Below are 21,251 nucleotides of genomic sequence, written 5' to 3'. Positions count from 1 at the left end.
CCTGGCAGTGAAAATTATCTACTGAAAATGAGGAATTGAAATGTAATCTTGCTTTATGCTTTAATTAATACAGTTCGTTATGTAGAGCTTAGCAAGAAACCATATACTCGTCATACATGAGATATATGATCGATGATCAAGTACGGGGGTTACCATGAAATTGTTGATTGTCGACCCTGACAGAGACCTGGTTGAAATGCTCATGAGCTGGCTCAAAACGCTGGGGTACGATGCCTATCGCGCCTATTCAGGAGAGCAGGCTAGAGGAGTGTGGCTAGAAGAACAGCCAGATCTCGTCATCATAGACAATATATTGAAGGATATCGATGCGCTCACGTTGTGCAGGGACATGCGCAGCAAACATGATGCGCTGGTAATTGTAGTAACCGATGGAAAAGATGTCCAGGACGAAGTTCGTTGTCTGGAGTCTGGAGCCGATGATTATGTGCGCAAGCCTTTTTTCCCGTCTCAGCTTCTGGCGCATATTCACGCGGTTTCTAGAAGGGGACGCTCCAGCCTGGCACAGCGGCCATCCTCCATCCTTACAGTCGGCCCGATTATTGTTGATTCGTTGCATAATGAAGCCACCATTCATGGGAAAAAGGTGCGCTTAACACAAACGGAGAGCAAATTGCTGTACTTGCTGGCAGTCAACGCCAACAACGTCTGCACCTCGCACCAGATCGTTTCCCATATCTGGGGCTTTGGTAACGATGGCGATACGTGCTTAATTAAAGCGCATATTCGTCATTTGCGCCAGAAAATAGAACCAGAACCTGGCCAGCCGCGTTATATTTTGACAGTTCCCGGTGTAGGCTATACCCTGGTACGCCGTTCAGTGGAAGAACCGGCTGCCAAAGAACCGGCCCATGCGCTGCTTGCCGCTTCTCTATGATATCGCTATTTCTTCGATAAAGAGCGATAATCAAGGAGAGAGATGCTTCGCTGCGCTCAGCATGACAGGCCCCGGAGACACCTGGCTGTCTCCGGGGCCTGTCATGCTGAGCGCAGCGAAGCATCTCTCTCCAGATGTGATGACTCCTTCACTCCACTTCATATATTGATACCATTTCTCAGTCAAGAGAAACATCTGATGTACACGACGATTCTGTATACTTGCAGCAAGTCAATCAACCATGCTCTACTGCATTTAGGGCGGTAGGGACAGCGGCTTGTCCCTGCCCCAGTCTGGGGGGACGCGGACAGGGACAAGCCGCTGTCCCTACCGGGCAACCCGATTCGGGCATCACAATTCATGAGGGACAGCGCCTGGTGTCTGTCCTTCTCGGCTGGCGAGGAAAGTAGACCTGAGATGATTTCTAAACTACCAATCTCTGATGGGCCCCTAAATGGCATGGGAGAGATGAAAAACATGGCAGATACTGGTCATGATAAGGCGATCCCCTACTACAATACCCTCCGGCGAATACCCGAACGCTATCGTGAAACGCTCTCGCTGTCCTTGATGAAGCAATACCAATGTGTTGTAATTGGTTCAGCACGCGGCGTAGTAACCGTTGCTATTTCCGATCACGAGGACATATCCATTCTTGAAACAATGAGCCGGTTGTTAGGACGGTCTATTTTCCCGGTTTTAGTCAGTCCGGTTACAATCCGTTTAGTTATTCGACGATTTGAGCATTACCAACGCAGTAAGGCCAGGATATTCGGGCAGCGACCCTTTCTTAACCCGGCCTTTATAGATGTAATGGTCATGACTATTATGTACATGCTAGAAAACCAACAGAATCAGGAATAACTGATCTCCCAGTTGGTACAGGCTTGTGAATGGGCTATTTTGCGTACTATGCTCCTCCACGCCCTAAGACCATGACCGGCACCGTAAGCAAAATAAGCTTCAGATCGAGTAAGATAGATTGGCGCCGGAGATACGCAATATCCATCTCTACCATCTCTTGAAAGGTCACTCGGCTGCGGCCATAGACTTGCCATATACCAGTCAACCCCGGCTTTCCACTTAAACGCAGCAGATCATTCGGGCTGTACTTTTCCACCTCATAAGGCACCGGAGGGCGAGGGCCGACCAGCGACATCTCACCACATAATACATTCCAGAATTGAGGCAGTTCATCTATACTCGTCTTACGAAGAAAGTGGCCTATCCTCGTAATCCGTGGATCATTATGTAGTTTAAACTGTATGGAATTCCCCTCGCCAAGCGCTTCCCCCTGCATGTATAGCTCGATAGCCTGGCGGTGGATGCTCTCGTCACTATGGTGATGCATCGTTCGGAATTTGAGCAAGGTAAATTCTTTGCCGTTCAATCCTACTCGCTTTTGGCGAAAAAAAATTGGGCCGCCTGAATCCAGGCAAATCGTTACCGCAACAAAAGCAAACACGATTGCCAGGGGCACAATGAGAAGCAAGGTGAAAATAATATCAAGGATACGTTTTGCCCTCAAATAAACGGTATTTATAGAGATGGCCTGAATAGATGATGTCTGAACAAACATTGATCAGCTTCCCTTTCTCTGCGAGCGATACTATCTCACTTCTACGTATTCCCAAGCATAAATGAGCCAGGTGAATAACCGGTGCAGGCAGCTATAGAGATATGGATTCTTCAAGAGGGACCTGGTTATCACTCTGATACAGCTCACCGGCAATCTGGTGAGGAAGCACCAGTTTGTCGTATTGATCGCGCCATGGTAGGATTTTCTAAACACAAGAAGAAAGCGCGCAACTCCATTTCAACCCTCATTGGCATCAAACAGAAACGCGAGGATGTTAGAGTGCCAACAGTGTGGGAATATTTGCGATCACAGAATATGGCTATTTATGAAGGAGCAACTTTCCATATGCAGATACCACTAGTAGACCTGCGCGCTCAATATGAGACAATCAAGCATGATGTGATCACGGTACTCGAAGATGTGCTTGAGCATATGCAGCTTTTTCTCGGCCCATATAGCCAGGCCTTTGAAGAGGAATTCGCGACCTTTTGCGGTTGCGAATTCGGAATCGGAGTATCAACGGGTACTGATGCCCTGGCGCTCGCTTTGCGAAGTTGCGAAATCGGGCCGGGCGATGAAGTCATAACGGTTGCCAATACCTTTATCGCGACTGTAGAAGCAATTGCCCTGGTAGGGGCTACTCCCGTCTTTGTGGATATCGACCCCGAAACATATACCCTTGACTGGCGGCAGCTCGAGGATGTTTTGACGCCTCGCACGCGTGCTATCCTGCCTGTCCATCTCTTCGGACATCCCGTAGATATGTGGCCCGTCCTGGCATTCGCGGAAGCGCATGGACTGCATGTGATTGAAGATGCATCCCAGGCCCACGGAGCAACCTATCGCGGGCAACGAGTCGGCAGCCTGGGAGATATTGGATGCTTTAGCCTCTACTACAGTAAAAACCTGGGAGCATACGGAGAAGCTGGTATATGCGTCACTAATAACCCCGGGCTAGCGCAAAAGTTGCGCATGTTGCGCGACCATGGCTCCCGCACGCGTTACCATCACGACGTGCCTGGTGTCAATGCGCGCCTGGACGAAATGCAGGCCGCCATCCTCCACGTCAAGCTCCCACACCTCGAACAATGGAATGCTGCGCGCCGCGAACACGCCCGGCTTTACACAAAATTGCTCCAGGGGTTTGTTGAGGGACTACCGGTTGAAAGACCCTGGGCAACGCACGTCTACTACACCTATGTAATACAGGTACAGGAACGCGACCGTTTCCGCCAGTCTTTAGAGGCGGAAGGTATCGCTACAGGTGTCCACTATCCTATTCCTCTACATCTGCAACCCGCCTGTACGCACTACGGATATTCACAAGGAATGCTGCCGGTTACAGAAGCGGCGATGAAGCGCATTGTCTCTTTACCGATGTACCCCGAATTGACAGCAGAAAAGATACAGGTGGTAGCCAACGCGGTTAAGAAATATTGCGTACCGGGCGTGGCGAGCTTATAGACGGATATTGAGAAACATGCGGCGTGAAGCTACATGTGATATTTCAAAAGGACAGGTAGAATGATAGCAAAAGATTTACGTTTTGCAGTAATCGGCTGCGGATACTGGGGACCTAAAATTGCGCGCAACCTGGATTCTTTGCCGCACGCCGCCGTGACCATGATGGCCGATACGGATGCGAACCGCATAGCCTCACTCAAATTAAACCAACCATGGATACAGGCCACGACAGATGCAGGAGATATATTTCGCTCAGACGTCGACGGCGTCGTGATCGCGACACCGGTTCGTACTCACTACAAGCTGGCGCGCGCGGCCCTGCTGCATGGCAAACATGTTTTGGTCGAAAAGCCTCTGACCGCCAACGTCCAGGAAGCGCAAGAACTTGTCAACCTTGCCGCCGAACACAAGCGTATCCTGATGGTAGGGCACACGTTTGAATATAATCCTGGTGTGATCGAACTGCGCAAATTGATACAAAGCGGAGACCTGGGGAGAATTTATTCCATCGAGGCAGAAAGGCTCAACCTGGGCTTATTCCGCAACGATATCAACGTGATCTGGGATCTCGCCCCGCACGATGTCTCAATACTACTCTATTTACTGGGCGAAAAGCCCCGCGATATCCGCGTCCAGGCACACGCGCATGTACAACCACACATCCATGATATTGCACATCTCGACCTGGGATTCGCGCATGGAGTCATTGCCCATATCCATGTGAGCTGGCTGCATCCCTGTAAGATTCGCCGCGTAACCGTGATAGGCGACGCTCGTATGGTAGTTTATGATGATACCAATCCGGCAGAGATGATCAAGATTTACAATAAAGGAGCCGATGTTCACGCTGATCCCGTTGTTTCCTACCGTTATGGCGCTATCACCATTCCTCATATCGACTGGATCGAACCCTTGCACCTGGAATGCGCCGATTTCGCAAATGCTATCCGTACAGGAACACAACCCCGCGCCCACGGCGGAGTAGGATTAGAAGTGGTGAAGGTACTGGCAGCAGTACAAGAAGTATTGGAAGATCGAGAAAGACAGCGTGATGCGGTAGCCGTCTAGCTTATTTGCTAACCATCGTAGGGGCAGACGTACCCTGATGGTCACCCGCTATCTGGTGGTCTCAAAAACCACGCATCATAAATAAGTATGGAACAAGTAACAACTCTACTACAGCAGGCAATGGGTCATCGCGGCAGAAAACGGATTCGATATCGAAGTTTTTCAGGCTTTGCAGGTAATTCTGCCAATCTAGATTGCCTCGCTTGATCTCGACCAACGCGGTTGCAAGATCGGTAACGAGGCGAATCCATTTGACGCCAGATCTGGCGCGAGAGGTTTGCAGCGGCTCACCCAACTGGTCACAAAACAGCATGTATGGGAAATCGACACCGGCACACTGCCCAAGCGTATGATAGCCCCAGGTGCGCGCGTTCACGTCCAGGAGCTTATACTGCCCATCGCGAGCATCAAGTTTGTATTCCAGTTCCGCAAGCCCATAATAGTTGATCTCCCTTAGAAAACGTTCTGAATAGGTCTCTAGCAGCGGCTGATCGACCGTCTCCACAAACGTACTCGCTCGGCCAAACTCGGGCGGGTGTTGGCGTCGTCGCCGGGCAGTCATACTGCCAATAGCCTTTCCGTCCTTAAAGAACGCACAATATGCATATTGCTGCTGTCCATCGCCAGGGATCAGTTCCTGGATCATCGCTTCCCCAGGCCCAACCAGGCGCAGGGCTTCCGAAAAACGCTCTCGTAATTGCGCCGAGGTATCAGCTCGCCAGGCTTTGGCCCTGGTTGCATAGATAAAATGCTCTTTCACCGCTGGCTTTATTACCAGTGGTAGTGCTGCTTCAAGCGCTTCCAGCTCGCCAACATCCGCTGGATACCAGGTACGCGGCGTAGGAATGCCTAGCTCCCGCGCAAGTTGATACGTGTTCCTTTTATTCCACGCCCATTGAATAGAATCCCAATCAGGCGTTGGAACGCGAAAAAACTGCATGAGCTGAGAACGATAGCGGGAGAAAGCCGCCACCGTTTCATCACGAGTTGGATACAGTATCCAGTCCTTGAGATTGTATTTCCGGCCAATATGAAGCGCGGCTTCTACTGCATGCTGTTCATCGCGCAGGTCTGCTACCCGGATGGCATGGGTGGTATAGCGAGAGAAGCGTGAGATAAAGAACTCATTATCGACCACGCAAACGGGTATGCCATGCCTTCCCAGGCTGCGCGCTATGCCCAACCCTTGAAAATCGCCGCCAAAAACAACTGCGCCGGTTTGCCGGGTGGGCGCCGGAGCCTCAAAAATAACATCGAAAGCAGGCTCAACCGGCGCGCCACCCCGCTGTTGATCGCTTATTTGCAGTACTCTCCTGTGCGAAAAAATGGACATTGCTTCCCTATTCTTAGGTGAAACCGGCTCACTTACGAAGACCGCGCTACGCCACTCGCGATGCGATGAGCGAGCGCCTTCGTCCCCGACACAAAGCGGCAGGTGGGACCAAAGGTATGCCCTGCTAACATACCGGCAAAATACAGGTTTGCTACAGATGACTCATAGTCCTCATTGAGGATTGGATAGCCGTTCCTCACCTGTATTTTTTGCAGCAGACTCGCATCAAGGAAGCTCAATTTGCGCACATCAGCCTTATAGCCCGTTCCAAGCATCATATAATCGATATTGCGCGTAGTGCCATCATCCAATACAAGATGCAGCCTTTCTCCACAAGGCGTTGCCTTCACCACCTGCGTTTTCTCGGTAATGCGCACATGTCCCTCGACACGCGGGCGCAACCATTTCGATCCCCCAGGCAACACAGCACGCCGGTGTAGCCGCATTCTGATCGCATCAGGTAAACGACTATACAACCCGGGGAAAGCTACTAGCCAGTTGATACCCGGAGGCCCAACATCTCCGGGAGGGTAAAAGATATGTTTGGCCGGACCAGTCTTTTCGTACAGCATTTTCGTGTGCCATCGCACAGGCCCTCGTGCAATCAGCTCTACATTTGCTCCGGCCTCATTTAAGAGCGCCGCATATTCCAGCGCGCTCTGCCCGTTGCCGATCACCACCACCGAGCGGCCGGCAAAGGCGGAAAGATCTTTATTTGTCCCTGTATGACCGGCCAGGGTCTCAGGAAGGTCTCGCGCGTACTCGGGCAGGTAGGCAAACGAGGAAATGCCTGCTGCGACAATCACCTTCTCCGCCTCGATTGACCGGCCATCAGCAAGTTCCAGGCGAAAACCGTTACCATCAGCAGCAAGCCGCTCCACGTACGTTTCATCAAGATCGGGCACATTTTGCTGCTGAAACCAGAGCGCGTAGTTCAGAAAATTGCGCAGCGGAATTGGCTCCTGGCGGGGAAGTTTATTCAGGGCATAGTAACGGTCGATGGTATATTTACCGGCAGGATCAGAGATAGACGAGGCTGTCCAGATCGACTTCAGGCATAGACCTGCCGGCATTTTTTGCCAGAGTTCCATAGGCTTTCCAAATACTTGTGCCGGGACACCTTTTCCTTTGAGATGGGCGGCCACCGCAAGCCCATAGGGCCCGGCTCCGACAACTACTGTTGTTCCGTTCTTCACTTTTGTCTCCTTTGATAGAGAATCAACCATGTAACATATTCGTGCATCGCTTCACTTGCGCCCTGCCCCATGACCTGATCATCAAATTAGCACCGGTAAGTGTTGATATAGTAGTTATGGGGGTAGAGAAGTCATACTATTTGCAGAAGAAAAGTGCAGAGTCATTACCCGGAAGCCGGCTTGCCCGGTAATATTTTCTGTACTTCAGCGCATCCCTTTCCACCTGATTTACACGCCCACCACACACGCTATGCTTCTCTATCGAGAGTATCCTTCTCTCTAGCTAGTGAAAGGCGGGCGACCGTAGCGTGCGAATTTGTGTAGAGTGCAGATGTATCTAGCACATAATCATTCATCGCACTCGTCACGCGGTACGCCCCTACAAAGAACGACGTTTAGAGGGATAGACAATCATGAGACGGACTCTAGAGGTTTTTTTTCGCTATCCTTTACGATTTTTGATCTTTCTGGTCGTGCTGCCTATGGTAGGGGTAGCGGTCATTTACGTTATGGTTCCGCGAACCTATCAATCAACGGCATCACTATGGGCTTTGCATCGCTATGCGGTCATCGGCGCAACTGGCCCCGAGGCTGATCTGACATCTACGCCGGCCCAAACGCAGGCAACAGCTCTTAGCGAATTGCTCCAGACCCGCGCGTTTGTTGATACGGTGGTCAAGGGTATTGATCTTGCTCCAACACTCAATCTCGACTCGACCACCACCGACAATCCACAGCTATTGGAAGATGCGCTTTTTAATGACCTATCGAAGAACGTCGTGGTCACTCCCCAGGCATATAATCTCTTCGCGGTGAGTTATACGAACGCAAATCCTTATATAGCTCGCCAGGTCGTAGCGTCTATTATCTCGCAATATGGAGCGCAAAGCCTGGATTTATCAATTGCTGAGGGGCGCAACCTCTTAGCTAGCTATCAACAGCAACTTGCTACCGCTCAGAAAAGCGCCAATGATGCAGCCGCAGCTGAAGCCAGCTACGTATCAGCACATCCCACCAGCCAGTTGGCGAATGATCCTCAACTAGCTAACCTCGATGCGACCAGGGTGCAGGCACAACTCACCGTGCAGAATATACAGGCCACCATTAACACCATCGAGCAGTCAATCGGCGCGCAAGGGACAAATGTAAGCAGCCTCTTCCAGGTTCTTGACCCTCCCCAGTTACCCGATAGACCGGTTTCGCGCCTGAAATCCTATCTTCTCGGTGGGGGGGCCGGCCTGGCTCTTGCCCTACTGGCCGATACGCTCTTCCTTGTTATTCTCGTCCGCCGTGACCATACAATATACTCTGCTGTCGAGCTGCAACATATTATTGCTCCTCCTGTCGTCATGCAATTGCCCAATCTCTCACTTCCTACCATTTCGCTCCTGATCCCAAATACCGCGCGAGAGCAACTAGTGCGCGAGAATAAGTAACACATATGGCCACAAGGCTCTTCCCAATTTTGATGATAAAAACTTAGCATCTAGATCGCGAGCATCATCTATGCCTGAACGTTCAAATCAGATGAATCATAAGGAGACCATAATGGCAAGCAATTCCAATGCTAATGTACCGGTTAGTGAAACACAAGAAGACTCGTCCACGGAGCAAACACAAGCCATCCCTACATCCCTCTCAAAAGAGGCGCGAAGGATTCTTCGCTTCGGGAAGAATGACAGGCACCCTGATGCCAACCTGAACGAAGCGAAGAATCCTGCCAGAACACACCCTGCATTGGAAGTAGACGACAGGCCCACTCAAGTCATTCTTCCCGAAGCGAAGAATCCCGCCGGAACACACCCTGCATTGGAAGATGATGAGCAGCCGGCTACGCAGCCTCTATCAAGAGAGGTACAGCGTATAGCTGAAACACCTCTTCCGCCGCCGCAACCTGTTATCGTCCATAATAAGGCACCCGTGGACAATGCATTCATCACAAAAATACATAAACAAAATTCCGCGGCTGCTCAGATATTCCAAAACCGTTACCGGCAGTTGTGCATCTCCCTTTTTTTCAATGAGCACGCTCCTGTACGCAGCGTCGGATTTACCAGTTCGATTGATGGCGAAGGAAAATCGCTCATCTCACTATTAATGGCACAGGTGTTAGCGCGTGACTCGCTAGAGCCAGTTACATTGCTCGAATGTAACTGGGAAAACCCTACCCTTCATAAGTACTTTCACCTGCCTGAAGCTCCCGGTTTGGCGGAATTCGTGCGCGGATCATGTACGGCAGAGGATGTTTGTTACCAGGTCGAGAACAATTTAACAGTAATCCCCGCCGGTGATGGCTCGCAAGACGCGATGAAATTGCTGCATCATATCCAGCGCGTTGGTCTGCACAATATCTTTAGCGACAAGAATCGCCTGCTGGTCGTTGATCTCCCTGCCATGCTTACCGCCGGTTATAGCTACCTGGCCGCCTGTTTACCCGAGTCGATCATTATCGTTGCGCATTCGCAGATCATCTCTGAGAGCATGTTGAAAGAAACCTATGCGAGGATTAAAGATCTCCCTGTTCGAGGCGTCATTCTCAATCACATGGAAAGCCACGTTCCTCATTGGATACGGCAGATTCTTTAACAGGTACTCGCGTAGCAAAGGAGTCATTATGCAAGCAATTCTGGTATTGTTCGCCGTATTTATTAGCCTGGGCTTGATTTCTCGCGACTATGATAAGAAAACCCGCCTGCTCGTCTTGCTCGTAACCATCAGTATGATCGCCTATGTCACGCTAAAAAAATAAGAAGGGCTATCATGGAGCTTCTTCAACCAACTGCATCACCAAAAAAGCGAGACACCGTCGCTCTCTTGCTCTCTGAGCGCAAGCGGAGTGACCTGGTGCTGTTTCTGTCACTTTTTAGTGGCATGCTCGGCCTTGTATTTTTGCTGGTTGTCGCCGCGGTATCCACCGGATTCTTTCTTGCAGTGCAACTCCTGGTGGTCTCAATCATTCTCGTCCTCACCTTTCGCTGGCCTGTAATTGGCTTCTTTGCCGTACTTAGTTGTACGCTCCTCATTGAGCAAAATCCCTTGCTCGTTTTCGGCGGCACACCCAATGTGTTTGTCTTCTACTGGCCACTGGCCCTCCAAGGATTGCCAGACCGGCCAATCGGTTTCTTCATGCTGTTCGTCTTGCTCGTCATGATCGTTCAAAACCTCCTCAAGCGGCAAAAAATGGTGCAGGGCGGGCAACTCATCCTTCCATTCACTCTCTTCTTGCTCTGCATTGTATGGGGCATAGTACACGGCTTGGCGACCGGCGGAAATTTGAAAATCACCGTCAATGAAGTCAGATCGTTCTGGTATCTATTCCTGGGATATCTCCTGGCCTATAATCTGGTTCGCTCTCGATTACATCTACGCTACTTCTTCTGGCTCGTCATCGCCTGCGCCGGCATCAAAGCCCTGGAAGGTGTGTACATCTACTTCATCGTCATACATGGCGACCTTGCCGATTATCACCAGATCATGTCACATGAGGAGTCCTATTTCTGGATATCCATCCTCCTGCTGATCGCGCTGTTCAGCCTGTACTATAAATACCACCCGCAATTCTATACAGCCCTCGCGCTTCTACCGTTCCTCCTTATTTCGCTGATCGCCAATAACCGGCGCGCGGATTTCATCGCCCTTCTCGTCGGACTGCTGGTCGCCTGGGCGCTTATTTTTGCCATCAAGCCAGAAGCGCGCAAATTACTGGCCGTCCTCCTGCTACTCACCCTTTTGCCAGGCAGCACTTATGTAGCACTCTTTTACAAAGGAGCAGGGGGCTTCAGCGAACCCGCGCGCGCCATTGTCTCAGTTTTTCACCCCGACCCCTCCGATGCCGCCTCCAACCTGTACCGTGACACCGAAAATTTCGATCTCATCTACACCGCCAGGCTCAATCCATTAGGACTCGGTTTCGGCAAACCATTCCTGGAGCCAATTCCGCTCATCGACATTTCAAAGGACGACCCGGTCTACAACTTCATACCCCACAACACCATCTACTGGGTGTGGATGCGCTTAGGCCCGCTCGGTTATCTCGCCCTCTGGTATCTTTTCGGAGCCATCATCGTGCGCGGGTGCCTCTACGCCCGCCTGTTGCGCGACCAGTACCTGCGGCTCATCGCCATCTATGTTGTCTGCATGATCATCATGGAGATCATGGTCGCTTTCGCGGATTATCAACTCTCTTTCTATCGCAACGTCATCTATGTTGGCATGTTGGCCGGCATCTTGATGAAACTCCCGTCGATAGAGAAACAACATGCAAAGGAAACGTCCCAACCATGTCCATGATCCAGCTTCTCAGATTGCTTCTGCTGGCAGCAGAGGTAGTGATCGCGGCCCCCATTCTTTACCTGATCGTCCTCTCGCTCACCGCCATCGTCGCCACGCAAAAACGCAAGGCCGCTGGTACTCGCCCCAGCGCCAAAGAAACGCCCCGTTACAACTTCGCCATCCTCGTCCCTGCGCATAACGAAGAGCTGCTGCTGGGCAACCTCTTAACGAGCCTTGCCAGGCTTGCCTACCCCAAAGACCGCTACACCGTCTACGTCATCGCCGACAACTGTACCGACACCACGGCAGAACTGGCACGCCGCTTTGACGGCGTTAGCGTCTATGAACGATGCGACTCGGCCAGGCGTGGCAAGGGCTATGCGCTCAACTGGATGCTGCAAAAGATCGCGGCAAGCCCCTCAACGTATGACGCATATGTCATCATCGATGCCGATTCCGAAACAGAACCAGCTTTTTTGCAGCATATGGCAAGAGAGCTAGCACGCGGAGCAGAGGCGCTGCAAGGACGCTGGACGGTGCTGAATGCCAGCGCATCACCCGGCAGCGCCCTGCGCTGGATCGCCGTAGCCCTTCATGCCCACGTGCGTCCCCTCGCCAGGACATACCTGGGCGCATCCTCCACACTTACGGGCAACGGTATGTGCTTCAGCAGCGGCCTCTTACAACGTCATCCCTGGCAGGCATACTCACTTGCCGAAGACTACGAATACTACCTCTCCCTCGTGCGGCAGGGCGAACGCGTGCGCTACGTACCGGAAGCCATTATCTATTCGATCATGCCAACCACGTTCGCCGCCATGCGCACGCAGGACATACGATGGGAAACATTGGGAAACGGCAATACTACCTGGCAGATCGCCATCGACCTGCTCAAAGCAACCCTACAACGCCGCACATGGGCCTGCTTTGAAGCTATGCTAGAACTCCTGACCCCGCCGCTTTCCTTTTTAGCAGGCTCGTCTTTACTGGCGCTCGTCCTATCGGCCCTGTTATCGTTTCCGCCGGCACTCCTGCTGAGTTTCGCATTTATTGCCGGCCTGGCCTTCTACGTCAGCACAGTATTCCTGCTGTTGCGCCCCCCCGTAACGGTTTATAGGTCTCTGCTTTACGCGCCGGCATTCATGCTTTGGAAGCTATGGGTGCTTCTCGTACTCAAGCACAGCAAAAAGCACACCGCAGAGTGGATACGCACTAGCCGGACAGGCTGACCACACACTCTGATGAATTTTGATGACCGCATCGGGCCATGTCATGCTGAGCGCAGCGAAGAATCTCACTCGCCCGGCTGAGATTCTTCGCTGCGCTCAGCATGACATGCCCCTGTCATTGAAGGGCCATGGGATTCTGAGCGCAGCGAAGAATGACATGACCCTTCAATGACAGGGGCACAGAAGGCCTCTCATTGCCTGATTCGATTGGCAAAATTCATCAGGGCGCCGATTAATGAAGCCGTGGTTTGTGATGCACAACCCTGAGCGTCACACAGCGCAAATCCTCGTTGTCCAGGTGCTTGTAGCCTTCGTCAATGTCCATGCTTCCGATGTCCGCCGTTATCGCCTCCTCCTCAACCAGGTCAAGCCCCGCGTTACGATACAGTTCAAGCCACTCGGGCCGCTGCACCCTGTTGATATACTGCACCTCGTTCTCGAAATACCGTCTCCATACCTTATCCGAATATCTTAAATAGTTCTTAATAGAAACATGCTCGTCATACCAGTACAGGTGATCACTCAGATCAATCAGATCAATGGAATGGCCGCCCGGCTGCAATACACGCCGGTAGTCGTGAATAAAATCCGGCAGTATACGCCTATCTATATGCTCAAGCACATTGCTGCTGTAAATGAGCGTAAAAGACTCGTCCTGAAAGTGCTTGAGTGTTCCACCTGGATTAATGACATAATGAAAACCCAGCATTTCGTAGACTTCATCGAATGAATCAGCGTTTAGAATACGCCACAGTAAATCATGCACGCGCTCATGTTCTGCCGCCGTCATCTCTACCACTTCATCAATCACCTGCTCAAGTTGTCCAAGGTAGTGCTTGTAAGCCGCCAGCTGGCGATTATCCACGATATCAAATAACGTAATCTCCACATCATAGAAAAGCCGGATGATCGTGGATTCCCAGTGCAGCCAACCGGTGCCTACCTCTAATAGCTTCCCTCCTGGCTGAATCACGTCATGCTGCCTGCATACATCCAGCACAGACCTCACACGATCCAGGTACATTTTATTGAGGCCGATATGCTTTCTCACCCTCGGGCCAATCGCATTCCCCAGCTGGCGGTAGAATCTCCTCGTTTGCGGCGTAGCGGAAAACAACTTCAGTGCCGTCGCCGTCATCACATACTTGATCATCGTACACTACCTTTCTGTGTCACCGCGCCACGCTCATCCATTTCTCCTGCTGCCACCCGCGCTACCGCTAAGCGTAGCAGCACCTGGTAATGCTCCCGTGAAAATGGGCATGTAAAGCCGGTGATGCCCCGCGCCGGCAAGTACAGCTACCTCAACCTCGCATAAAGGAAGCTCAACAGCTGGTTGTGGCTTCTATCGAAACGGCGGCATGTTTCAACCGCATCACGACGCGCATCGCTATCTCCTCACCACCCCCGTCTCCTACAGTTTGAGCGATGAACAGATCGCCAGAAAGAGAGGGGTACATGCCGCGCGTGAAACCGCTTCTTGCTCCCGTATGGAGACAACGTCGCCAGCTTGTAGTCATATTCACCTGTTACCTTGTATGCGCCGCCTGTTCGCATACAGGGCAGGGTTCTACACAGGCATCTCAAGCGCCGCCAACATTGCTTCCGGGCCAGCAGCTCTGGAAGGACAACATCTCTTCCTTCCTCTTCGGTACAAATGACACCCAGGAATGGAGCGCCAATAACATTGAAACCAGCACGCCCATGCAGCAGGCATTGCAATCTGCCCATTTCACCCTTATGCGCACCTTCTTCTTTGATAGAAGCCTGGTTGATCATCGCGCCACAACCGATTCGCAGATCGAACAACGCTTAAAAACCATCGAGCGTAGTGGCATGACCTGCCTTGGCGTCTTAGTCAACATCTTCAATGCCCCGTTTGATACCCATGTTGTTTCCTATGCCGGCTCGCGCTGCGACCTGTATGAGTTTGGTAACGAGCCGGATTACAGCGGTATCTCCGTTGACACCTACCTCAAACAATGGAATACGCTCATCCCGCGCTTGCGCAAGATCAACCCGCGCGCTCGATTTATTGGCCCGGTTACCGGCAACATGGGCTTTCTCTACGCATTTCTGCAAGGGGTCAAGGCTTCGCGGGTGTTGCCGGATGCCATCAGTTTTCACTGGTATGCCTGCTGGCAACGTATAGCGCAGGTTTGCCTGGGCCAGGCAGGAAACGTGCGTCAACTCGCGCGACAAATCCGCGCCCTGATACGCGAAACGCTCGGTAAGGAGTTGCCCATCGGCGTTAGCGAATGGAATGCTGATGGGAGCAATCCACCGCCCGCTTATGGAAACGACGCCACGTTTATTACCACATTCACAGCTCTCGCCATTCAAGCCATGGCCCTGGCAGGTGTTGCTTTCGCCTGTCAATTTGATGCCGCGAGCTACGCAGGTTATGGGCGACTTGACCTGTTTGATGTCCACAACAATTCGCCCAGACCCCAGTATTACGCCTTGAAAACCCTGATCCAGCAGTATCGAACTTGAAACACTCTATGAATCGACCCTTTCGCGGGGACGCCGCTTTTGCCTATCCCATCGCATCTCTTGCATCGAACTTGAAATACTCCATGAATCGGCCCCTACCAGTCCGCCAACCTTCGTTTGGCGCTTTTGGCAACGCTGCTGAAGCTATTTCAAATCGGTCAAATGACGTTTGACGGACTGCTACGGCCCGTAGGGGCCGATTTATCGTACACATCGCCGATTGATCGGCCCCGTCCTCACACACCGCTTTCTATAGCTCCATATCAGCCGGCAACCATCCTCAGAAATTGAGAAACCGAGGTAATCCTGGAGCCTGCCCCTTTACAGGGTGAGCCTGCTTGCAGGGAGAAATCCGCGTGATCGAGAAAATCTATCGTCGGATAGCTATCCGTACCACTCAGGTTCGGGTCGGTCCCGTTTGCGTGCGCGGGATAGGACGAGAGATCTGTCATAAACTCCGGATTGGCTATCTGGCCCTCTATCCCGGCCACATCATTCGCTGTTTGCCATTGGCAGTTATTCACCGATAGCGCGACACTATTCAAAGCGCCTAGCGGCCCGCCAGAATTATGTTCATACATATATCCATCATAAAAGATGGAATTCATCACGCTATTTCCGCTACCTGCCAGGGCCAGGTTCCCGTTTTGCGCGATAGATGTCACGTGATCAACGACCCAGTTTGTCACTTTTGCCGTATCGGGAAAAATGCCGTTACTGCCCGGGTCCAGGATCAAAACATTGCTCACTCTCACGTTTGAGGCGTGCCCAGAGTCACTATTGATAATCGCGTTGGTGACACCCGGCCCGATGATATCATCCTCAAAATCCAGTCCGGAATTCCGGTTGGCGACATTAATGATTTGAAACCCATCATTATGCGTGCAGAGATTATATGACGTACTCGGGTGACCTGGAAACGTGCGTAGAAAATGCATCCAGGTATCTCGTACCAGCATTCCATTGAGCGGCCCACCCGATTGAAAAGCGTTGGCCCCGTTATCATGAATGTCCATGTCCTCAAACGTCACATTTGCCCCTTGCGGATCTATTCCCGGCCCAAAAGGATTCCAGCCATCTGTCTGCGTGAGAAACGCCGAGCCATTATCATAAATCTCCATATCGCGGAAAATATCATGACCCGATGTTATACTCATATTTCTCATACTTATACCGCCCAGCCATCCGGCGCCGTGTATTTGAATGCCGTGCCATGCCATGCCATCAACCGTCACCCATGAGGCGTTGCCTGCCTCGATACCGGTACTCAGCACCGGACTGCGCAGGTGATACGAAGCTGGGGATTCACCACAATACGGCAGTGGTTGCGATCTACCGCCGAAGATAACCACCGTCCCATTATGCCCCAGGTCGGTAGAGCGTTTAATGGTAATCGGCGCTCCAGGCAAGCCGCTTTTCTCTAATGTGAGCGTGGTGGTATAGACCATTTGCCTGGCACCTCCATCTAATACAATGGTATCTCCCGGCTTGACCACCATCCAGTTTATGTTCCCTAACTCAGACCATGCCGTCTTCCATGATGTACCACTGGTATTGTTTCCATTTTTAGAAACATAGTACACTGTCCCTTTTCTTGCCGTATGCTGCCCGGCTTGTTGTGACGGGGACGTTACCGCCATGCCGGACGAACATCCCACAAGGAAGATTGCCAGCATAGGGATCACACCGATTTTTAAGCGCCTCATGATCGTCTTCGCGCCTGGCTTATACATGAAAAAAAATCCTTCCGTAGGGGCAATTGATCGTGCCCACCGCCGATTCATCGCCCGCTTAGGGAACCAACCATTGCTGAATTATTTTGTGAAAAACAATCATCGGCCCGTCTCTGTTGCCGGATTATTTTATTACATTCCATGATATCGCTACCTGGAATCACCGGCCCAACAGTTGCGCAATCAAATCTGCCACCGCCATTCCCCAGCTATCCCAGGTCAATCTTGTATCAAAAGCCGCTCTACTCGACCTCACCAGTTCCTTATAGCGCTGATCATCGCGGTAGATGTCCGCGATCACTTTTGCGTACTCGGCGCCTCGTGCATGATATGCTAACACAAAGCCGTTTTCACCATTTCTCACTACCTCAGAAACACCTCCCGTATCACTGGTAATGGAAGGCAATCCAAATGCGCTTGCTTCAGCAAACACCATCCCATAACTTTCACTTCTGGTCGGCAAGAGGAAGAAATCGGATGTCATATACAGCTGTTCTAGCTGCTCGCGCTGTTTTTCGTCGCTCTTATACAAGTAAGGGATAACCATCATCCTCTCATGGGAAAACTGCGGCGGGGGCACGCAGCCGCACACGATTAGCTCTGCTTGAATCCCCAATTCCTCAAGCCGCAAAAGGGTCTCAAAAGCTATCTCGCCCCCTTTTCTTTGCCAATCGACCCCCACGAATAATAAGCGGCAGCGATCAGACTTGCGCTTCCGCCAGACCTCTTCCCTCGCGGGCGGATGCTCGATATTTGTGCCCTGAGGAAGCACATGTACTTTCCGCTTCTCCGTATGGTAATCCTCAAGAGCGGAACGGGCCGCCCATTCTGAACTACATAGAACCAGGCTCGCCTTCTTGAGCGCCAGTTCCTCCAACGTATTCAACTCATAGATCGACCGCTTCAGCAGGTTCGAGTAAGCCGGGTAATAATTCATCAATTGACCATAGGTCGCATCCTCAAACAGCACGATAGGAATATCTGTTTTCAGAAAGGCTATTTCTGGCTCGCCTACCGGGGTAAAGATCACATCAAACGTCCCTCTCGCCAGTCGCCGCGCCGCGACTTTCGCGTACTTCCTGGCGACCAGGAAGTTGTGATATGACACATAGTTCTTCTTGAGTAAAAGCGATGAACCCTTGCGAATCACCCGCGCCGCCACCTGTTCCCAACAATTTATTGGGCCGATGTGAGATACCTCTCCGCAGTACTTCTCAAGAGCTTGAGCCATGAAATAAAACGTGCCGGCCCATGACCAGGCCTGTATATCCTCAAGGTCAAAGGCCGTCAAAAACGCGATGTTGATACGCTTCGCCTCACCATTCATCTATCGCTCGATCTCCCTTCAAAACATCACTCACCCTGCTGAATCAAACCAATCACCGCCTGTCTGTCGTCTAGGTCGTGTCATTCTTCGCTGCGCTCAGAATCCACGTGCGGCAGAGATTCTTCGCTGCGCTCAGAATGACATGGCCAGTCTCTCAGAATGATACGTCCATGATACGGTTCCTCCCCAGCTATCTGTGACGCTTCTTGCGTCTCGACGGGATTCTTCGCTGCGCTCAGAATGACACGCCTATGGCGTACCGCGTTGTAAAGAGCCTGCATGTCTTGAGCAGGTATTGTTCTCAGTAGCGTGGCCATGCCAAAATAGACCAGCATAGCGACCGGGAGTATGACCAGAATCTGATAGCTACTCATGAACATGATCACTACCGCCATCGCCAGGCTTGCCGCGAGCGATTTGACCGCGACAGGCAAACTACCTACCGGCAGCAGGCGCTTTGGCAGAAAGACTATCGCCATACAGGCTAAGAGCATTTCGGTAAGAGAGGTCACTATTGCCGCTCCCACATGCCGATAGATGGGTATCAATAGCAGGTTGAGTCCAAGATTGAAAACGAGAGCAATCGCGGCCATAACAGGGAATGTTTTCTCTTGCTTTGTACTCACGATGATCGTACCCAAAACCGCGTTTATGTAGAGCAGGATCAAGCCTGGCGCCAGACCCTGAAGCGTAGGGATGGTATGCGAGAATTCCGCTCGATGGTAAAGAAAGCCCACGATATTTGGAGCCGCCACGATCATTCCCACAGCCATAGGTATACCGAAGAAGAGTAAGAAGTTCATCGTCTTTTCAATCGCCACCTTCAGCCTCTCATCGTCCGTGCTAGTAGAGAGTTTCGAAAAAACGGGATACATAATGGGCGTCATGAGGATCGTCGGTAAAAAGTTCAGCGTATCGAACAGGCGATACGCAGCACCATACCAGCCCACCACAGCTGAGTTTGTCATAACAGAGAGAAGAACAGTATCGATACGATAATAGAGCACGCCCAATACGCCATAGGTCACAAACGGTATACTTGCGCGTATCAGGCCACAGATAAGTTTCCAATCAATGTCAAAGCCAACTCCTACCAGGCGGATAAACCAGCTGGCCTGCCAGATTGCATTGACGATAGAAGCACCTAGAAGCACACAGGCCATTACTTCTACCCCTGCCCCGTGTCGAAGTACAAGATAGCCAACCAGCGCGGCTACCCCTTTTTCGCAGATCGAACCAACAACCGGGTAGATCACTCGCTCAAAAGCTACATGCAATGATGCGAAAGTACTGGCTATAGAAGTGCTCAGCAGCGTAATTCCGCAAATCGCAACCAGGACACCTTGCTCCCTATCATAGCCCAGCAGGTGGCTAAGGAATACCAGCAGGCTAAACAAGCCCAGCCACAGCGCAACTTTTAACAGCAGCGCGTTCGTAAGATAGCTTTTCGCCTTGCTCGCATCTTGCGCCACTTCACGCGTCAGTTGCTGGCTAAAACTAAACTCAACAGGAAATCCAACCAGCCCGACCAACGTAATTGCCAGGTAGAGTTCGCCAAATTTCGCAGCGCCCAGAAAACGCCCATAAGCGATCAGCAGCACAAGCGTTGAAGACCATGTCACTACTTGCCCAGCCAGCGAAATAACCGTATTGTTTACGATATGCTTCACGCTTATATGGATAGCGCGCCCTTTCTGGCCGTGTTGCTGGTTTTCCGCGGCAGCATTCATCAGCGCATGTATCCTTTCATTCAAAAAGCGGACGGAAATCCAGCGTGTAGGAAGGATCGCAGAGCGCTCGATTCCCAACCACTCTGGCCGGCACACCGCCTACCACCGCGTAAGGTGGAACATCACGTGTGACCACCGCCCCTGCCATAACGACAGCTCCCTCGCCAATAGTCACGCCCGCCAGTATCGTCGCGCGCATGCCAATCCAGGCGTAGTTGCCAATGATGATGGGCTTGTAGCTCACAGCAAACCCCGCATCGTTCATATCATGCATACCTGTTACCAGCCATACCCCACTCGAAATACTCACCTGGTCTCCAATCACAATTCCCCCCGTCGTATAAAGCAAGCACCCGTAGTTGATGACCGTCCCCTTGCCAATCACCACCTTGCGCCCGCTACTGCGTACGCCCGCCATCTGAATATGCTGGTTTAAGAGAATCGAAGCTCCCGGCCCGATGCTCCAACCCAGCACATCGCGATACCAGGCGTGACGTATGGTATAAGACGGAATATGATTCACTACATGGTTCGTCAAATATTTCATGGCAGCTGCCAGCCCCCGCTTCATCACGTCACCTCTCTCATTTCCCTTTTCCTTCGTCAACATTCACCTGCCCCTCGTCCCTGTCCCGCTCTAGATAAGAAATACCACCTCCATGTACCCAGGAGATGTCCATCAGGGTAGAGAAGGAGTAATTTCGCGCACGAAAACGTAGAGAACCAATCCCACCTTCAGGACAGCAAGGCGAGGGATATATACCCTGCATGGTTTTCGTCACCTCATCTCAACATCCAGAACAACCACCTTACCAATATGCGCGCTGTACGCTTAAGCCGGAAAAACGTTGGTGAAGAAACACGAAGGCCGATTCTTCGCTGCGCTCAGAATGACATGCCGCAAGGCATGTCATTCTGAGCGCAGCGAA

Annotated in this window: 19 protein-coding genes; 10 read left to right on the top strand and 9 right to left on the bottom strand. The window is 51.6% G+C overall.

Annotated elements, in window-relative coordinates; all coding sequences use genetic code 11:
• The first annotated feature begins 154 nt into the window (after window positions 1–154).
• Together VFA09_24500 and VFA09_24495 are read left to right on the top strand one after the other, a co-directional pair.
• Window positions 155–895: a response regulator transcription factor gene (locus VFA09_24500; protein HZU70455.1), complete on the top strand. Its 741-nt coding sequence runs from the start codon at window positions 155–157 to the stop codon at window positions 893–895.
• Window positions 896–1,312: 417 nt separating this feature from the next.
• Window positions 1,313–1,759: a hypothetical protein gene (locus VFA09_24495; GenBank protein HZU70454.1), complete on the top strand. Its 447-nt coding sequence runs from the start codon at window positions 1,313–1,315 to the stop codon at window positions 1,757–1,759.
• A gap of 46 nt (window positions 1,760–1,805) precedes the next feature.
• Here the strand turns inward: VFA09_24495 and VFA09_24490 are convergent, their stop codons facing one another.
• The gene (locus VFA09_24490; protein HZU70453.1) at window positions 1,806–2,474 is read right to left on the bottom strand and encodes a sugar transferase; all 669 of its coding nucleotides are present in this window, start codon (window positions 2,472–2,474) and stop codon (window positions 1,806–1,808) included.
• A 345-nt stretch (window positions 2,475–2,819) separates the two neighbouring features.
• On the opposite strand from VFA09_24490, the gene VFA09_24485 reads away from it, so the two are divergent.
• Together VFA09_24485 and VFA09_24480 are read left to right on the top strand one after the other, a co-directional pair.
• On the top strand, window positions 2,820–3,938 hold the full coding sequence (locus VFA09_24485; protein ID HZU70452.1) for a DegT/DnrJ/EryC1/StrS family aminotransferase: 1,119 nt from the start codon (window positions 2,820–2,822) through the stop codon (window positions 3,936–3,938).
• A 60-nt stretch (window positions 3,939–3,998) separates the two neighbouring features.
• Complete coding sequence (locus tag VFA09_24480; GenBank protein HZU70451.1) at window positions 3,999–5,006, top strand: Gfo/Idh/MocA family oxidoreductase; 1,008 nt, start codon at window positions 3,999–4,001, stop codon at window positions 5,004–5,006.
• A gap of 61 nt (window positions 5,007–5,067) precedes the next feature.
• Here VFA09_24480 and VFA09_24475 read toward each other — a convergent pair whose 3' ends face one another.
• Complete coding sequence (locus tag VFA09_24475) at window positions 5,068–6,339, bottom strand: hypothetical protein (protein HZU70450.1); 1,272 nt, start codon at window positions 6,337–6,339, stop codon at window positions 5,068–5,070.
• A 32-nt stretch (window positions 6,340–6,371) separates the two neighbouring features.
• Window positions 6,372–7,535, bottom strand: coding sequence for an NAD(P)-binding domain-containing protein (locus tag VFA09_24470; GenBank protein ID HZU70449.1), 1,164 nt, complete (start codon window positions 7,533–7,535; stop codon window positions 6,372–6,374).
• Window positions 7,536–7,948: 413 nt separating this feature from the next.
• Between VFA09_24470 and VFA09_24465 the strand changes: the two genes are divergently transcribed.
• The 5 genes from VFA09_24465 to VFA09_24445 all read left to right on the top strand — a co-directional run bounded on the left by VFA09_24465 (window position 7,949) and on the right by VFA09_24445 (window position 13,036).
• Window positions 7,949–8,971: a hypothetical protein gene (locus VFA09_24465; GenBank protein HZU70448.1), complete on the top strand. Its 1,023-nt coding sequence runs from the start codon at window positions 7,949–7,951 to the stop codon at window positions 8,969–8,971.
• A gap of 112 nt (window positions 8,972–9,083) precedes the next feature.
• Window positions 9,084–10,121 carry a hypothetical protein gene (locus tag VFA09_24460; protein ID HZU70447.1) on the top strand — a complete coding sequence of 346 codons (1,038 nt, stop codon included), beginning with the start codon at window positions 9,084–9,086 and terminating at the stop codon, window positions 10,119–10,121.
• Between the two features lie 28 nt (window positions 10,122–10,149).
• Window positions 10,150–10,284 (top strand): hypothetical protein, encoded by a 135-nt coding sequence (locus VFA09_24455; GenBank protein HZU70446.1) that lies wholly within the window; start codon window positions 10,150–10,152, stop codon window positions 10,282–10,284.
• Between the two features lie 11 nt (window positions 10,285–10,295).
• Complete coding sequence (locus VFA09_24450) at window positions 10,296–11,825, top strand: hypothetical protein (GenBank protein ID HZU70445.1); 1,530 nt, start codon at window positions 10,296–10,298, stop codon at window positions 11,823–11,825.
• Window positions 11,816–13,036, top strand: coding sequence for a glycosyltransferase family 2 protein (locus tag VFA09_24445; GenBank protein HZU70444.1), 1,221 nt, complete (start codon window positions 11,816–11,818; stop codon window positions 13,034–13,036). The genes VFA09_24450 and VFA09_24445 overlap by 10 nt, the downstream gene beginning before the upstream one ends.
• 232 nt (window positions 13,037–13,268) lie before the next feature.
• On the opposite strand, the gene VFA09_24440 is transcribed toward VFA09_24445, so the two are convergent.
• Window positions 13,269–14,189, bottom strand: a complete 921-nt coding sequence (locus VFA09_24440; GenBank protein ID HZU70443.1) for a class I SAM-dependent methyltransferase — start codon at window positions 14,187–14,189, stop codon at window positions 13,269–13,271.
• Window positions 14,186–14,329: a hypothetical protein gene (locus VFA09_24435; GenBank protein HZU70442.1), complete on the bottom strand. Its 144-nt coding sequence runs from the start codon at window positions 14,327–14,329 to the stop codon at window positions 14,186–14,188. Before VFA09_24435 ends, VFA09_24440 begins: the two co-directional genes overlap by 4 nt.
• A gap of 165 nt (window positions 14,330–14,494) precedes the next feature.
• Between VFA09_24435 and VFA09_24430 the strand changes: the two genes are divergently transcribed.
• Window positions 14,495–15,532, top strand: coding sequence for a hypothetical protein (locus VFA09_24430; protein ID HZU70441.1), 1,038 nt, complete (start codon window positions 14,495–14,497; stop codon window positions 15,530–15,532).
• 263 nt (window positions 15,533–15,795) lie between these two features.
• Here VFA09_24430 and VFA09_24425 read toward each other — a convergent pair whose 3' ends face one another.
• The 4 genes from VFA09_24425 to VFA09_24410 form a co-directional block, all read right to left on the bottom strand.
• Window positions 15,796–17,265: a hypothetical protein gene (locus VFA09_24425; GenBank protein HZU70440.1), complete on the bottom strand. Its 1,470-nt coding sequence runs from the start codon at window positions 17,263–17,265 to the stop codon at window positions 15,796–15,798.
• A 160-nt stretch (window positions 17,266–17,425) separates the two neighbouring features.
• Window positions 17,426–18,592: a glycosyltransferase family 4 protein gene (locus VFA09_24420; GenBank protein ID HZU70439.1), complete on the bottom strand. Its 1,167-nt coding sequence runs from the start codon at window positions 18,590–18,592 to the stop codon at window positions 17,426–17,428.
• 80 nt (window positions 18,593–18,672) lie between these two features.
• Complete coding sequence (locus VFA09_24415) at window positions 18,673–20,322, bottom strand: flippase (GenBank protein ID HZU70438.1); 1,650 nt, start codon at window positions 20,320–20,322, stop codon at window positions 18,673–18,675.
• A gap of 16 nt (window positions 20,323–20,338) precedes the next feature.
• Window positions 20,339–20,932 carry an acyltransferase gene (locus VFA09_24410; protein HZU70437.1) on the bottom strand — a complete coding sequence of 198 codons (594 nt, stop codon included), beginning with the start codon at window positions 20,930–20,932 and terminating at the stop codon, window positions 20,339–20,341.
• Window positions 20,933–21,251 lie beyond the last annotated feature (319 nt).

The organism is Ktedonobacteraceae bacterium (assembly GCA_035653615.1).
GTDB lineage: Bacteria > Chloroflexota > Ktedonobacteria > Ktedonobacterales > Ktedonobacteraceae > DASRBN01.
Note: the sequence above shows the minus strand (reverse complement) of the source record. Positions and strands in the feature narration are given on the sequence as shown.